This is a genomic window from Methylobacterium sp. P3_A11, from assembly GCF_056403155.1.
In genome coordinates, this window is sequence record NZ_JBFUGA010000040.1 from 18074 (window position 1) to 32974 (window position 14901).

General features: G+C 67.7%; 12 protein-coding genes. 3 read left to right on the plus strand and 9 right to left on the minus strand.

Annotated features, from left to right (window positions below):
- Positions 1-203: 203 nt before the first annotated feature.
- From AC1DXK_RS14265 to mobB, 6 genes are all read right to left on the minus strand, one after another.
- Positions 204-1475, minus strand: a complete 1272-nt coding sequence (locus AC1DXK_RS14265; RefSeq protein WP_457107480.1) for an IS256 family transposase — start codon at positions 1473-1475, stop codon at positions 204-206.
- Between the two features lie 391 nt (positions 1476-1866).
- Positions 1867-2487: a 5-formyltetrahydrofolate cyclo-ligase gene (locus AC1DXK_RS14270; protein WP_457105310.1), complete on the minus strand. Its 621-nt coding sequence runs from the start codon at positions 2485-2487 to the stop codon at positions 1867-1869.
- A gap of 78 nt (positions 2488-2565) precedes the next feature.
- A complete protein-coding gene (locus tag AC1DXK_RS14275; RefSeq protein WP_457105311.1) occupies positions 2566-2892 on the minus strand; it encodes a hypothetical protein in 327 nt (108 codons plus the stop codon).
- A gap of 496 nt (positions 2893-3388) precedes the next feature.
- Positions 3389-3742, minus strand: a complete 354-nt coding sequence (locus tag AC1DXK_RS14280; protein ID WP_457105312.1) for an avidin/streptavidin family protein — start codon at positions 3740-3742, stop codon at positions 3389-3391.
- Between the two features lie 138 nt (positions 3743-3880).
- The gene (locus tag AC1DXK_RS14285) at positions 3881-5137 is read right to left on the minus strand and encodes a molybdopterin molybdotransferase MoeA (protein WP_457105313.1); all 1257 of its coding nucleotides are present in this window, start codon (positions 5135-5137) and stop codon (positions 3881-3883) included.
- 4 nt (positions 5138-5141) lie between these two features.
- Positions 5142-5660 (minus strand): molybdopterin-guanine dinucleotide biosynthesis protein B, encoded by a 519-nt coding sequence (mobB, locus tag AC1DXK_RS14290; protein ID WP_457105402.1) that lies wholly within the window; start codon positions 5658-5660, stop codon positions 5142-5144.
- 250 nt (positions 5661-5910) lie between these two features.
- On the opposite strand from mobB, the gene AC1DXK_RS14295 reads away from it, so the two are divergent.
- From AC1DXK_RS14295 to fdhF, 3 genes are all read left to right on the plus strand, one after another.
- A complete protein-coding gene (locus AC1DXK_RS14295; protein ID WP_457105403.1) occupies positions 5911-6225 on the plus strand; it encodes a hypothetical protein in 315 nt (104 codons plus the stop codon).
- 62 nt (positions 6226-6287) lie between these two features.
- The gene (locus AC1DXK_RS14300; RefSeq protein WP_457105314.1) at positions 6288-8006 is read left to right on the plus strand and encodes an NAD(P)H-dependent oxidoreductase subunit E; all 1719 of its coding nucleotides are present in this window, start codon (positions 6288-6290) and stop codon (positions 8004-8006) included.
- A gap of 55 nt (positions 8007-8061) precedes the next feature.
- Complete coding sequence (gene fdhF / locus AC1DXK_RS14305) at positions 8062-11034, plus strand: formate dehydrogenase subunit alpha (RefSeq protein ID WP_477298103.1); 2973 nt, start codon at positions 8062-8064, stop codon at positions 11032-11034.
- Between the two features lie 189 nt (positions 11035-11223).
- On the opposite strand, the gene AC1DXK_RS14310 is transcribed toward fdhF, so the two are convergent.
- The 3 genes from AC1DXK_RS14310 to AC1DXK_RS14320 form a co-directional block, all read right to left on the minus strand.
- Positions 11224-11553: a winged helix-turn-helix domain-containing protein gene (locus tag AC1DXK_RS14310; RefSeq protein ID WP_457105316.1), complete on the minus strand. Its 330-nt coding sequence runs from the start codon at positions 11551-11553 to the stop codon at positions 11224-11226.
- 242 nt (positions 11554-11795) lie between these two features.
- Positions 11796-13784 carry a molybdopterin biosynthesis protein gene (locus tag AC1DXK_RS14315; protein ID WP_457105317.1) on the minus strand — a complete coding sequence of 663 codons (1989 nt, stop codon included), beginning with the start codon at positions 13782-13784 and terminating at the stop codon, positions 11796-11798.
- A complete protein-coding gene (locus AC1DXK_RS14320; protein ID WP_457105404.1) occupies positions 13781-14872 on the minus strand; it encodes a molybdopterin-binding protein in 1092 nt (363 codons plus the stop codon). The genes AC1DXK_RS14315 and AC1DXK_RS14320 overlap by 4 nt, the downstream gene beginning before the upstream one ends.
- Between the last annotated feature and the right edge of the window lie 29 nt (positions 14873-14901).

The window sequence follows — 14901 nt, forward strand, 5'->3', positions numbered from 1 at the left end:
AAGTTTCATATTTTTTGGTTCGGCCTGCGGGTCTAACCCACTTTGCGCCCCACATTTTCAAACGGCTTCTAACGGTTGTCCTCGGACTACGATGGGCATTGGGGCCTCGCGCGCGCGGGCCGAGCAGGTTGGGGCCGGTCGTGTTTGCGGGCATGGTGTAGCTCGCTAAGAGCCACGACGATTACCGGCTTGGGCCGGGAGGATCAGGCTGCCAGGGTTGGCAGGCTGACGAGGGGATCATCGCTGATGGGGGCGATGCTTTCCAGTGTGATGTAGCGCGAGCGCTGGATGGCCCATTCGTCGTTCTGTTCCAGCAGGATCGCGCCCACAAGGCGGGTGATGGCCGCCTCGTTGGGGAAGATGCCGACCACCTCGGTTCGGCGTTTGATCTCACCGTTCAGGCGTTCCAGCGGGTTCGTGGAGTGCAGCTTGACCCGCTGCTGGACGGGGAAGCCCATGTAGGCCAGCACGTCCGACTCGGCCGTGTCCATCAGCGCGGCGAGCTTGGGGACCTTCGGCCGGAGTTGATCGGTCACGCGCCGCCACGGGAGCCGGGCCGCCTCGGCGTCGTCCTGGGCAAATGCCGTGGCGATGAAGGCCGAGACGACACGCCGCCCGCTGCGTCCGGCATTGGCGAGCACGTTGCGCATGAAGTGGACGCGGCAACGCTGCCAGGTCGCGTTCATCACCTTGACCACCGACGCCTTGATGCCCTGGTGCGCGTCCGAGATGACCAGCTTCACGCCGCGCAGCCCCCGGCGGGCGAGCTTGCGGAGAAAGTCCGTCCAGAACGTCTCGGCCTCAGACGGGCCGACCTCCATGCCGAGCCCCTCGCGACGGCCGTCACCGTTGACGCCCACCGCCACGATTACGGCGACAGAGACCGGGCTCCCATCGCACGCGTGCGATGGGGACCCTGGATGCGGCCGTCCTGACGCACCTTCACGTAGGTCGCGTCGATCCAGAGCGGGCTCCCATCGCAGCCTGCTGCGATGGGGTTCCCGGTAGGGCCACTCGCCCTCGATGGGCCGGTCGAGGAACGCGCCCACGCGCTCGTCGATCTCTTGGCAGAGCCGGCTGACCTGGCTCTTCGACACGCCCGTGCCGCCCATAGCCTGGACGAGATCATCGACCGAACGGGTCGAGATGCCCTGGATGTAGTCCTCCTGGATCACGGCGCTGAGCGCCTTCTCGGCCATTCGGCGCGGCTCCAAGAAGGCCGGGAAGTACGACCCCTTGCGCAGCTTCGGGATGCGCAGCTCGACCGTGCCGGCCCGCGTCTGCCAATCCCGGTCGCGATAGCCGTTGCGCTGGACCAGCCGCTCGGCGCTCTTCTCACCGTGGGCGGCGCCGGTCAGGCCACCCATATCCAACTCCATCAGCCGCTCGGCCGCAAAGCCGATCATCTCTCGCAGCAGATCGGCGTCGGCGCTCTTCTCCATCAGCCCGCGCAAGGCCATCATCTCGTCGGTCATCGGGGGTCTCTCGGGTTCGAGGTCGGTGCTCGCAACCCGACCCTACCCGGCAACCGCCGATGACCACCCCACGCGAGAGCCCGCCTGCTACAGCGCTGTGAACGGCGCGCAGGCGGGCTCTCCCGCTACCAGCGAGCTACACCACAACCCGGGACACGACCCGGCCGTCTCACCACCCTCAACTGCAGCCCAGAAGCAGACTTCGTCACGGCATAGGGATCCGGTCTACAGCGCGCCGTAAGTCGACCTCTGTCCCGCAACACGCGAAGGCAGACCGCGACCGCTTGCAGAAGGTCGGAACGTCGGCGTCTTTAGTCACCGGCACCTTCGACTAGCACCCTCGGTCTTTTCAAGCGATCAGCCCAGTCGGAAATCGGCTGGCGAGGTCACGTCACCTCTCCGTGATAATCCGCTCCAGCGGAATGTCGTGCGACTGCGGGCAAATCGTTTCCAGGCGTCCGAGTTCGAAGCCGACACCAACGGTGCGTGGCCTCTCCGGCATTGCGGCAATTGTCCGGTCGTAAAACCCGCCGCCATAGCCGAGCCGGTAGCCCTGACTATCAAACCCAACCAGCGGCACCACGAGGAGGTCTGGGAAAACTGCCTCGCCCGACTCAGGCATCGCGATCTTCCAAGTTCCTTGCACCATCAGGCTGCCAGGGGACCACTCACGGAAGACGAGCGGCTGCCCGCGCTCGACGATCACCGGCAGAGCAAGGCGTGAGCCGCGCTCCCGCATCGCGGTGAGAACGGCTCGTGGATCATACTCGCCCCGGAACGGCCAATAGAAGCCAATCAGCCTGCCGGCGTACGGCACAAGAGCCGCTTCCAGTGCCCGGCCGATCCTCTCGCTCCAGGCGGACCGATCCTCGGCCGAAATGCTGGTACGCCGCGCGATCAGTCTGTCCCGGGTTTCCTTACGCCAGTCACGGATCGTCGGCCAATCCGCATTGGCGGCTGGCCAAGCCGGACCTGGGCCGGTGACCTCACACACCTCATTCACGGAACTCATGGTCTCGCTCCCGCCGCTCCCGTGTTGCTGCCTATGAAACGCCATCGGTCAGTGCAGGTGCATACCGTGCCGCATCGGCTATTGCCCGCCGAAGGCGCGCAAGGGCCGTCCCGCTTCCGAGCGGTGCATCATCACGGCCGTTCCTGCAGCATCATCGATCGCGGCAAGCCGAGGCCCCACGGCTGCATGGAGTGACATCTCGCTGCGATCCAGAACGAGGTTGACGCGCTCGCACCATTCACTGTCGGGGCTGTTCGCTGCTTCTGCTTCCCGAAGCGCCTCGGCGATCACCTGACGAACCTCCTTCACGAGTTGGCGTGTCAATGGTGGCCGAGTTTTAGCAGCATACGCCTCGCTGATGATGCCGGCCCACTTGTCTGCCGTTCGACCAGGGTGTGTGCCCATGCGCCCTCCCTCGTGTCTCGAAATGTACTCAATATTCAAATCGGTCCTGAGTGATTACGCCTGCATTGGGCATTTAATACACTTATCGCGAACCGAAGCCAGCTCTTGGGTACAACAGCGATTCCACGACGAAAATAGGCCGAGGTAAGAACCGTACAGCTTCTCGCAGTTCTCGAGAGGCGATTTACATAAACGGGGCAACCGACCCGCGCCTGTCCTCGGTACGGTTACGGTGAGCGATAGGATTGCGCGCCAGGGTAGCTGCAAGTGACGGCCGCCGACATGGGCACGGGAAGCGATGGATCATCCGCTTCAGTTGAATTCCAGGCGGCCGGTTCGCGCGTATCCCGGCCATTCGCATACCCGATGCGGAGATGACGGGATGGCGGATGAACCGGAAACCTGATGTCTGTTGACAATCGATGCGCCGACCGCTTCTCGCTCCGGTGTCACCCCCGTTCCTCAGGACAATATCGAGGATGGAAGCGGCCTGCCTTCATGAACAGGCGTTCTCGACCTTTGAGAACACGGTCGTTTCGAGCGCGATGTGACAGTCCACGGCCTGCGGCTGCGAACACCGTTCGACGGCATGGAAGACCGCGTGGATCTCCTCGGCCGTCTTTTCGTCGGCGCGGACGAGACGCCCTGTCCAGGCCGTGATTTCCTGTGGCGACGACGTGCTGGTCACGAAGCCGATGATGTCGCCCTCGGCCGTGCCGACGAGGATGCGGCTTCGATACGTCTGCGAAAAACCGGGATTGGCGGCGGTGTAGGTTCCGGAGACGGCCTCGCCCATCTGGAGGAGGCGAAGTTCCGCGCCTGCTTGGCTCCGCCAGACACCATCGAACATTGTTGCCCAAGCCCGCCGATCGAGCGGCCGTTCGCACGGCCAATCACAAGCGATATAGCAGATTTGATATAACGGAAGCCCGAGCCCGGCAATGCTCCAGCGCGGTCTGTGTCTGGCGAAGTTCTGAGTACAGCTTTGCTACCAAAGGGCTTCGTACGGATGGAACCGCACGAAGTCGCCCGGCACGACCTCGATCCGGCCCTCCTCCAGCTCCACGAGGCCGTCGGTTTCGGTGAGCGATGACAGCATGCCCGCGCCGTCGCGCTGGAACTTCCGGGCTTCCCAGGTGCCGTCGGCGTCCTGAGCGAGGCTGGCCCTGACGAACTCCCTGCGGCCCGCGCGCTTCCGATAGGAGAAGGCCGCCCTAATGGTGAATCCGCGCGGCGGCGCGTGAGCCTCGCCGGCGAGCCGGGCGAGGAGCGGCCGGACGACGAACACCAGGGTGACGTAGACAGCCACCGGGTTGCCCGGCAGGCCCAGGAACGGCTTGCCGTCGATCATGCCCATCGCGACCGGCCGTCCCGGCTTGATCCCCAGCCTCCAGAACACGAGGCGCCCGATCGTCTCCACGGCGGTCTTCACGTGATCCTCGTCGCCGGTCGACACGCCGCCCGAAGTCAAAATCACGTCATGCTCGGCGGCCGCCGCCGAGAGCCTCGCCGCGAGTGCCGCCGGATCGTCACGGATGACGCCGAGGTCACGCGCCGCGACGCCCATCCGCCGGAGAAGAGCAAGCAGCAGGATGCGGTTCGAGTCGTAGATCGCGCCTGGCCTCAAGGGCGCCCCCGGCTCGACGAGCTCATTGCCCGTCGAGAACACGCCGACCCGCAGGGTGCGGCGGACCTTCAGCGTGCGCAGGCCGACCGCGGTCGCCAGAGCCAGGTCCTGCGGCCGGAGACGCCGGCCGGCCGGGATGATCGACGAGCCCTTCGCTGCGTCCTCGCCGGCGTCGCGGCTGTTGGCGCCCCGCTTCAGCCCGAGCGGCAAGGACACCCGGCCGTCGGGCAGGACGTTGACGTCCTCCTGCATGAAGACGGTGTCGGCCTCCGCCGGCATCGGGGCCCCGGTGAAGATCCGGATGGCCGAGCCCGCCACCGACACGCCTTCGGACGAGCCGCCGGCCGCGACGACCGCGCCGACCGGCAGGACCGTCGCATCGGAGGCGCGCAGGTCCGTGAAACGGACCGCGTAGCCGTCGACGGCCGAGTTGGGGAACGGCGGGACGTCGATGGGCGCAACGCAATCCTCGGCCAGGATGCGACCGTCGGCGTCATCGACGGGAACGTCCTCGGTGCCGACGATCGCTACGAGCCGCTCGCCGAATAGGGCGTGCGCGTCCTCGATGGTCATCAGAGGGCCACCGAACGCGAAGCAGTCGCCGCTGAGCTGGGCCATCCGGCTAGAGCCTCCCGAGGACGTCTTCGAAGGGGACAGCCACGTCGAGCATCAGCCCCGTCACCGCCTTCGTGTCGTTCAAATCTACGACGGGAATGCCCGATGCCGGAAATTCGACGTCGCTCACGATGCCCACGATGGTGGTGTCCAGAGGATGGATGGGCGGGCGGCCGTTGTCGACGCGATGGACCTCGATCTTGGGGATCGGCTCCCGCTTGTACCCTTCCACGATAATGAGGTCGCAGGGGCTGATCCGCCGCAGGAGCTGACCCAGGGTCGCTTCCTCCGCGTCACCCAGCTCGTGGACCTGCGCCCATCGGCGGCCCGACGAGACCAGGACCTCGCTAGCCCCCGCCTTGCGGTGCTCGTAGGAGTCCTTCCCGGGCTGGTCTGTGTCGAAGTCGTGATGTGCGTGCTTGAGGGTCGCGACCTTCACCCCGCGCGCGACGAGCACGGGGATGGCCCGAACCAGGAGGGTGGTCTTTCCGGCCCCGCTCCAGCCGGCAAGTCCGATTACGCGCATGCCGGACACCGCTGACCGCCTCCCCCGTGATGTTTCCACTGCCCCGCTCGACCACTCAGGGCAAGCGTGCGCCATGTCGTCGGGACGCGTGACCCTCGCCCCACGCAAATTGAAACGACTTCAAAAACGATATAACACCTCCGCTATAACGCGTGCCATGTGGCATGCCACCGGCGAACGCCACGCTAACGGACCCGAACGGGCACGCCATGCACGACTTCGACCTTCCCTGGATCGCGCAGGCATGAACATGGGCGACGCATCCCCTGCGGCGGACTGGGCCGCCATCGTGACGGACGCCTACTGCGTCGATGCGAAACCGCCGCTCACGCAGGAGCTTGCGGACCGCGTTCGCGCCGCGCTCGCGAGGACGGTCGATTCCCCGACCGGAGAGGCGCCGAATTCCCTAATGGACCACCTGAACGCCACCCTCGACGCGTTCGAGATCGAGCTTCGCTCCGTCGTCGGCCCCAGGATTACGTCCCTGGACCAGGGGACGGGAGCCGTTGAGATGAAACATCGGTCCGAGGCCGGTCAGCCGCTTCGGGCCTTCGGCGGCCAGTAGGACCCGACCGGACCTCGGGACGCAGCGACCACCCGCCCCAGCAGTTGGAAATCAGATACCGCATGAGTGAGGCACCGGGGACAGTCAGGAACTTTTCGCATCCCGGTCGGGGGCGGAACAAGGCGCGCAGCGTACCCAAGGGGCGCCAGGTCGAGCCGCGGGCGAAGGTCGAGATCGAGGAGCTTCTCGGCTCCCGCTCGCGCCAGCGCGACCTGCTCATCGAGTACCTCCACCTGATCCAAGACACCTATGGCCAGATCAGCGCCGAGCATCTAGCGGCGCTGGCCGACGAGATGGCCCTGGCCTTCGCCGAGGTGTTCGAGACCGCGACCTTCTACGCGCATTTCGACGTCGTGAAGGAGGGTGACGCCTCGATCCCGCGGCTGACCGTCCGGGTCTGCGACAGCATCACCTGCGCGATGTTCGGCGCCGAGGAGTTGCTGGAGACGCTCCAGCGGGAACTCGCCTCCGACGCCGTCCGCGTCGTGCGCGCGCCCTGCGTGGGCCTGTGCGACCACGCGCCCGCCGTCGAGGTCGGGCACAACTTCCTGCACAAGGCCGACCTCGCCTCCGTGAGGGCCGCGGTCGAGGCCGGCGACACGCACGCCCACATCCCGGACTACGTCGACTACGAGGCCTATCGGGCCGCCGGCGGGTACGCGACCCTCGACCGGCTCCGCAGCGGGGACCTTCCGGTCGACGACATCCTGAAGGTGCTCGACGACGGCGGCCTGCGCGGCCTCGGCGGCGCGGGCTTCCCGACGGGGCGCAAGTGGCGCTCGGTGCGTGGCGAGCCCGGGCCCCGCCTGATGGCGGTCAACGGGGACGAGGGCGAGCCCGGCACCTTCAAGGACCAGCTCTACCTCAATACCGACCCGCACCGCTTCCTCGAAGGCATGCTGATCGGCGCCCACGTCGTCGAGGCGCCGGAAGTCTACATCTACCTGCGTGACGAATACCCGATCTCCCGTGAGATCCTGACGCGCGAGATCGCGAAGCTCCCCGAGGGTGGCCCGCGCATCCATCTGCGCCGCGGCGCCGGCGCCTATATCTGCGGCGAGGAATCCTCGATGATCGAGTCCCTCGAGGGCAAGCGCGGCCTGCCGCGGCACAAGCCGCCGTTCCCGTTCCAGGTCGGCCTGTTCAACCGTCCGACGCTGATCAACAACATCGAGACGCTGTTCTGGGTCCGCGACCTGATCGAGCGGGGCGGGGCGTGGTGGAAGAGCCACGGCCGCAACGACCGCGTCGGCCTGCGCTCGTACTCGGTCTCGGGGCGCGTGAAGGAACCGGGGGTGAAGCTCGCCCCGTCCGGCCTCACCATCCAGGAACTCATCGACGAGTATTGCGGCGGCATGGCGGACGGCCACACCTTCGCGGCCTACCTGCCGGGCGGCGCGTCGGGCGGCATCCTGCCAGCGTCGATGAACGACATCCCGCTCGATTTCGGGACGCTGGAGAAGTACGGCTGTTTCATCGGCTCCGCCGCCGTCGTGGTCCTGTCGGACCGGGACGATGTGCGCGGCGCCGCGTTGAACCTGATGCGATTCTTCGAGGACGAGAGCTGCGGGCAGTGCACCCCCTGCCGTTCGGGGACCCAGAAGGCCCGCATCCTGATGGAGCAGGGCGTCTGGGACACCGAGCTCCTGGGCGAATTGTCCCAGTGCATGCGGGACGCCTCGATCTGCGGCCTCGGCCAGGCCGCCTCGAACCCCCTCAGCAGCGTCATCAAGTACTTCCCGGACCTGTTCCCCGCGCCACACGCCGCGGCGGCCGAGTGAGGGAACCGATGGCGCCCGCGAACCCTATCCCGATGCCCGAGCCAGGAGCGGCCGCATGAGCAACGCCCCCGAACAGCGCGGCGACAAGACCGAGAAGCCCGAGATCCGGGCCGACGGGCTGCAGGATGCCGGCGGCCCCGCGCAGGGCCCGAAGCCGGGGGCCGGCGGCTCCTACTCGGAAGGCGCGAAGGCGGGCGGCCAGGCGGCCCCGGAGCCGTCGGGCCTGCACGATCTGAAGGGGCGGCCGACCGCACCGCCGACCATCGCTTTCGAGCTGGACGGACAGCAGGTCGAGGCCGGCCCCGGCGAGACGATCTGGGCCGTCGCCAAGCGCCTCGGCACCCACATCCCACACCTCTGCCATAAGCCCGAGCCCGGCTACCGCCCGGACGGCAACTGCCGCGCCTGCATGGTCGAGATCGAGGGCGAGCGCGTGCTGGCCGCCTCGTGCAAGCGCACGCCGGCCGTGGGCATGAAGGTCAAGACTGCGACCGAGCGCGCCACCAAGGCCCGCGCCATGGTGCTCGAACTGCTCGTGGCCGACCAGCCCGAGCGCGAGACCTCGCACGACCCGACCTCGCACTTCTGGGTTCAGGCCGACTTCCTCGACGTCTCCGAGAGCCGCTTCCCTGCGGCCGAGCGCTGGACCGGCGACTTCAGCCACCCGGCCATGAGCGTCAATCTCGACGCCTGCATCCAGTGCAACCTCTGCGTCCGCGCCTGCCGCGAGGTCCAGGTCAACGACGTCATCGGCATGGCGTACCGCTCGGCCGACGCCAAGATCGTGTTCGACTTCGACGACCCGATGGGCGGCTCGACCTGCGTGGCCTGCGGCGAGTGCGTCCAGGCCTGTCCGACCGGCGCGCTGATGCCGTCCGCCTACCTCGACGCCGAGCACAACACCCGGACGGTCTATCCCGACCGCGAGGTGACCTCGCTGTGCCCCTATTGCGGCGTCGGCTGCCAGGTCTCCTACAAGGTGAAGGACGAGAAGATCGTCTACGCCGAGGGCGTTGACGGTCCGGCGAACCACAACCGGCTCTGCGTGAAGGGGCGCTTCGGCTTCGACTACGTCCACCATCCCCACCGCCTGACGGCGCCGCTGATCCGCCTGGACAACGTCGCGAAGGATGCCAACGACCAGGTCGACCCGGCCAATCCGTGGACGCACTTCCGCGAGGCGACCTGGGAGGAGGCGCTCGACCGCGCCGCCGGCGGCCTCAAGACGATTCGCGACACCCACGGCCACAAGGCGCTTGCCGGGTTCGGCTCCGCGAAGGGCTCGAACGAGGAGGCCTACCTCTTCCAGAAGCTGGTGCGGCTCGGGTTCGGCTCGAACAACGTCGACCATTGCACCCGGCTGTGCCACGCCTCGTCGGTGGCCGCCCTCATGGAGGGCCTGAACTCGGGCGCCGTGTCGGCGCCGTTCTCGGCGGCGCTCGACGCCGAGGTCATCATCGTGATCGGCGCCAACCCGACCGTGAACCACCCGGTCGCGGCGACCTTCCTCAAGAACGCCGTGAAGCAGCGTGGCGCCAAGCTGATCGTCATGGATCCGCGCCGGCAGGTGCTGTCGCGGCATGCCTACAAGCACCTCGCGTTCAAGCCCGGCTCGGACGTGGCGATGCTCAACGCAATGCTCAACGTGATCATCGAGGAGCGGCTCTACGACGAGCAGTACATCGCCGGCTACACCGAGAACTTCGAGGCGCTCAAGGAGAAGATCGTCGAGTTCACGCCGGAGAAGATGGCCTCGGTCTGCGGCATCGACGCGGAGACGCTGCGCGAGGTCGCCCGGCTCTACGCCCGCGCCAAGTCCTCGATCATCTTCTGGGGCATGGGCATCAGCCAGCACGTCCACGGTACGGACAACTCGCGCTGCCTGATCGCGCTCGCCCTCATCACGGGGCAGATCGGGCGCCCCGGCACCGGCCTGCATCCGCTGCGCGGCCAGAACAACGTGCAAGGCGCGTCCGACGCCGGCCTGATCCCGATGGTCTATCCGGACTACCAGTCGGTCGAGAAGGCCGCGGTGCGCGAGATGTTCGAGGAGTTCTGGGGTCAGAAGCTCGACCCGCAGAAGGGTCTCACCGTCGTCGAGATCATGCGCGCGATTCACGCCGGCGAGATCAAGGGCATGTTCGTCGAGGGCGAAAACCCTGCGATGTCCGACCCCGACCTGAACCACGCCCGGCACGCTTTGGCGATGCTCGACCACCTCGTCGTCCAGGACCTGTTCCTGACGGAGACCGCCTTCCACGCCGACGTGGTGCTGCCCGCCTCCGCTTTTGCCGAGAAGGCCGGCACCTTTACCAACACCGACCGTCGCGTACAGATCTCGCAGCCGGTGGTATCGCCGCCGGGCGACGCGCGGCAGGATTGGTGGATCATCCAGGAACTGGGAAAGCGCCTCGGCCTGCCCTGGAACTACGGAGGCCCGGCCGACATCTTCCGCGAAATGGCTCAGGTGATGCCGTCGTTCAATAACATCACCTGGGAGCGCCTGGAGCGGGAAGGCGCCGTGACCTACCCGGTCGACGCGCCGGACAAGCCTGGCAACGAGATCATCTTCTACGCCGGATTCCCGACGGAGAGTGGGCGCGCCAAGATCGTCCCGGCCGCCATCGTACCGCCGGACGAGGTGCCGGACGAGGAATACCCAATGGTCCTGTCGACCGGTCGCGTGCTGGAACACTGGCACACTGGCTCGATGACCCGGCGCGCCGGCGTCCTCGACGCGCTGGAGCCCGAGGCGGTCGCCTTCCTGGCCCCGAAGGAGCTCTACCGGCTCGGGTTGGAGCCCGGCGATACGATGAAGCTGGAGACGCGCCGCGGCGCCGTCCACCTGAAGGTGCGCTCCGACCGCGATGTGCCGGTCGGCATGATCTTCATGCCGTTCTGCTACGCCGAGGCCGCAGCCAACCTGCTGACGAACCCGGCGCTCGATCCCATGGGCAAGATCCCCGAGTTCAAGTTCTGCGCGGCCCGGGCCTCCGCCGTCCACGCGACGCCCATGGCTGCCGAGTAGGCGGCTGGACCTCCGGCGGCGCGCTCAGGCGTGCCGCCGGACCTTGACGGCGGCATCAGGAGGATGTGGCGGGCAGCGCTGGAAGCAGCAGGCTTGCCGGCACCAAGCCAAGGGCTACCTGGCCGGGCCGACGCACAACCTCAAGACTCTGCTACCGATGGATCCCGCCTCCACGCGACGTCCTCGATCCTAGGAGTCGGGCTTCATCAGCGAAGCGAGAAGGTCAAGTTCTCCCGCGACGGCCTCCGAGGCGAGCCGCTCCATGCGCAGGTAACTATCGAGGATGGCATTGCCCGTGCTCGTCAGGGTTGCGCCCCCGCCTCTCCGTCCCCCCTTGCTCGCGGAGACGAGCGGCTCCTGAAACGCCTTATTCAACGTATCGATGAGGTACCAAGCTCGCTTGTAGCTCATGCCCATCCGGCGCCCTGCGGCGGCGATGGAGCCGGTGTCGTGGATGCCGCTCAGAAGGGCGACCTTGCCCGGTCCCAGCAAGGTGTCCGAGCCGAGCTCGATCCTCAAACTGATGCTTGTGTCCCCGCCCAATGCCCACCGCCGCTTCGATGGAGGCCCCAGCGCCTCGCAGGCGTCCCTACGCGAAACGGCATCGTCGATCATCTCGGCGAGCGACAGGACCGTCCGTTTCGTTCCACGAAGGTGAGCCCAACTTATCGCGGGTCGGCGGATGCGGGCTTATGCGATCTTGGCCGGGTTGGTCGGGGGCATGCCGCCCGCAACAAGGCCGGCAAGCCACCATGCGCTCGTCACGAGGTTTTTGCGGCGGGCGAGAAGCCCAGATCGCGCAGCGCCGCGGCCGTCTCTGGCTCGCCGAGCAGTCTCAGGAAGGCCGCAAGCGCCGGCATCCCCTTGGCGTGCTCGCAATACGCTAGGTCGTAATCCTCTTCCATCAGCGGATGGAAGCCTAGCCCATAGGCATGCGCGACGCTTGCTATGGCCACGCCCCAGTCCGCCCTGCCTTGCGAGACCGCCGCGGCGACGGCGTTATGCGAGCGCGGCTGATTCCAGAACCCCGCCGGCCGGGCACCCTTCAGCAGCCCGTCAACGAGCAGGCGCGTGCCCGATCCGGCGTTGCGGTTGACCATCACGACGTCGGGGCCGGAGAGCGCGGCGGTGACCGCCTCCGCGGCCTCCCGACCTTCGAACCTAGTGTCTCCAAGGCGAAACACGAGGCCCTGGAGACGGCGCCAACCGGGCACGAGGGCCATTCCTTCGGCGAGGAACGGGGAATTGTACCGGCCCGTCTCGGGATCGAAGAGGTGCATGGCGGCGATGTCGCATTCGCCGCGCCGCAGGGCGGCAAGGCCACCGGCAGATCCAACCCAGATCGTGCGGGCGCGGTACCCTCGCTCGGCGAGTAGGCCGACCACCCGGTCCAGACCGATGCAATGGCTGCCGACGATCGTCAGATCGGGCGCCCGTACGCCGACGCCCAGGCGAACCACGGTGACGTCCTCTCCGGCCTCGACGCCTGCGCGCGCGGCTGGAACCGCGAAGAACCCGTCCGCCTGCGAGAAGGCGGTGACCGAACCCGAGCCCTTCGGCAGCGGCAAGGCTATCGTCCCCTTGGAACCGAGGGCGAGCGAGGTCATCACGAACTCAGTGCGACCAAGCTCGGAGGGCACCCGTTGGGACACGCGCGCCTCAATCGCCTCGTCCTCCCGCGGCGGCAACCCGGCAAGCGCCCGCACGAACGGAACGACGAAGTCGTGAAAGGTGAACATCGCGGAGGTGGGGAATCCCGGCAGGACGACGATCGGCCTTTCCTGAGCCACCGCCACGCAGAGCGGCTTCCCGGGCTTCAAGGCCACGCCGTGGAACAGGATTCCCGGCTCGCCGAGGCAAGACAGCACACGGTGCGAGACGTCGCCGGCACCTTTGGACGTGCCTCCCGAGAGCACGACGAGGTCGCTGTCCCGCAGGGCGGATCGGAGGGCTGCCTCAAGGACGGCAGCATCGTCGCGTACGATCCCGAGCCGAACCGGTACCCCGCCGTTCTCGGTCACCGCGGCCGCGATGATCGCGCCGTTCGAGTCGTAGATCGCGCCTTCGGGCAAGGGCTCGCCCGGTCTGACCAACTCGTCCCCCGTGGAAAGGACCGCGACGCGCGGGCGTCTGGTGACGTCGACGGCCGCTAGGCCGCACGCCGCCAGCATGCCGATTTCGCGGGCGGTGATCCGCGCTCCCTTGCGCAGCACCGTCTCGCCGCGTGCCATGTCGGCCCCGGCATATCCCACGAATTGCGCGGGCCGAACCGCGCTGAGAACATCGACGGCGAAGCTCCGGGCGTCGAACTCCGAGTGCTCGACCATCACCACGGCGTCAGCACCGCGAGGGATCATGCCGCCGGTGGAGATCGGCGTCGCCGTTCCGGGCTGGACGACGATTTTCGGCGCGACGCCGCAGGCAAGGATCTCGCGGTTCAGCGTGAGACGCCGCGGGCTCGCCGGTCCGGCTCCTTCCGTGTCGGTCGCGCGCAGGGCGAAACCATCCACCAGGGAACGGTCGAAGGGCGGAACGTCCATGGGCGAGGCGACGTCGCGGGCGAGCACGCGCCCGAGCGCTTCTTCCAAGGGCACCCTCTCGGAAGGCAGGCGCCTGTGCGGGACCGCCGCCCGGAACTTTGCGAGCGCATCGTCCCGGCTCATCACCCTGAGAAACTGCTCCTGGCTCGAGGCCGCGGCAAGGCGCTCGGCGAAATCCGCCGCCTCGTCCCGGTCTGCGTCGGGGCTCACAGGGTCCAAACCTCTGCCTCCTCGCCGGCCCGGAAGCCTTCGCTTTCCGGCTCGACCACGATGATGCCGTCCGCCTGCACCAACCGACTGAGCGGAAGGCCGGCTCCGCCGAGTGGCTCGACGCCATCCGCCCCGCTTCGGACGAAGACGACCTCGGACAGACCGATCGACGAGACGATCTTCCGTAAAAGGACCTGCCGCCGCGGCAAGCGGTCCTGCGCGCCGCCGAGCCGCGCGATGAGAGGACGGCCGAGGGCCAAGAACGCGGCGAGCGCCGCCTCGGGACGCCCGGGTACCAGAAGAACCGGCTTGCCGGCTGCGGAGCCGACGGCGGTGGTTTCCCCAGGCCGCATTGCGATGCCGTGCGCGCGGACTTCTCCGGCGAGGGCGAGGGCCGCCGCGCTGTGGTCCGAGCGGCCGAAACCGCTGCCGCCGATCACCAGCACCGCGTCCGCCGTGCCGCCGCGGAGGGCCTCGGCGATGTGCTGGATCCCTTTAGCGCGAACGGCCTCGGTCGCCGCGCCTGCTCGCGCGATCAGACGCGAGAGCAGGGGCGACACGGTATCGAGGCTGGTCGCCCCCGCGGTGACGACGCGCAAAAGTGGCTGACGGACGTCCACCGCCTTGAGGCCGATCGCCTCCAAGACGAGCAGGTGAAGCGGCTCGATCCGGGTGCCCGCCTCGATCAGCCTCTCGCTGCCAGCGACGTCGTCGCCCGTGCCGCACACACCTTCCCGCGTGGCGATGTCCGCGACGACCATGCCGTCCACAAATCCCTCCGGGGGCAGGACGGCATCGGTGCCGGACGGCAGCGGCTGTCCGGCCTCGACCCATGGCGGTGGTCGCGCCAGGAAGATCGGTGCGTAGGCCGACGCGCCGCCCACCGCAGCGGCCTCGACCGCGAAGCCGTCTCGCATCGCCGTCAGGCCCGCGGGCACGGCGGCGTGCGCCACGACCGCTCCTGCGGCTACGCGTCCGAGCGCCGCTGCGAGCGTAACCGTCGCGGGGGCGACGAGAGAAGCCTCGCCGCTCAGCAGGTTTGCCGCCTCCCGAAGCGGGATTAGCGCCGAGGACGCATTCCGGATCATCGTGGCGGCGATGCGCCATCCGGGTTCGA

What these genes read in the sequence shown, in the direction of transcription:
- AC1DXK_RS14265 (WP_457107480.1), bottom strand. Translation starts at nt 1,475, where the DNA reads ATGACCGACGAGATGATGGCCTTGCGCGGGCTGATGGAGAAGAGCGCC.
- AC1DXK_RS14270 (WP_457105310.1), bottom strand. Translation starts at nt 2,487, where the DNA reads ATGAGTTCCGTGAATGAGGTGTGTGAGGTCACCGGCCCAGGTCCGGCT.
- AC1DXK_RS14275 (WP_457105311.1), bottom strand. Translation starts at nt 2,892, where the DNA reads ATGGGCACACACCCTGGTCGAACGGCAGACAAGTGGGCCGGCATCATC.
- AC1DXK_RS14280 (WP_457105312.1), bottom strand. Translation starts at nt 3,742, where the DNA reads ATGTTCGATGGTGTCTGGCGGAGCCAAGCAGGCGCGGAACTTCGCCTC.
- AC1DXK_RS14285 (WP_457105313.1), bottom strand. Translation starts at nt 5,137, where the DNA reads ATGGCCCAGCTCAGCGGCGACTGCTTCGCGTTCGGTGGCCCTCTGATG.
- mobB (WP_457105402.1), bottom strand. Translation starts at nt 5,660, where the DNA reads ATGCGCGTAATCGGACTTGCCGGCTGGAGCGGGGCCGGAAAGACCACC.
- AC1DXK_RS14295 (WP_457105403.1), top strand. Translation starts at nt 5,911, where the DNA reads ATGGGCGACGCATCCCCTGCGGCGGACTGGGCCGCCATCGTGACGGAC.
- AC1DXK_RS14300 (WP_457105314.1), top strand. Translation starts at nt 6,288, where the DNA reads ATGAGTGAGGCACCGGGGACAGTCAGGAACTTTTCGCATCCCGGTCGG.
- fdhF (WP_477298103.1), top strand. Translation starts at nt 8,062, where the DNA reads ATGAGCAACGCCCCCGAACAGCGCGGCGACAAGACCGAGAAGCCCGAG.
- AC1DXK_RS14320 (WP_457105404.1), bottom strand. Translation starts at nt 14,872, where the DNA reads ATGATCCGGAATGCGTCCTCGGCGCTAATCCCGCTTCGGGAGGCGGCA.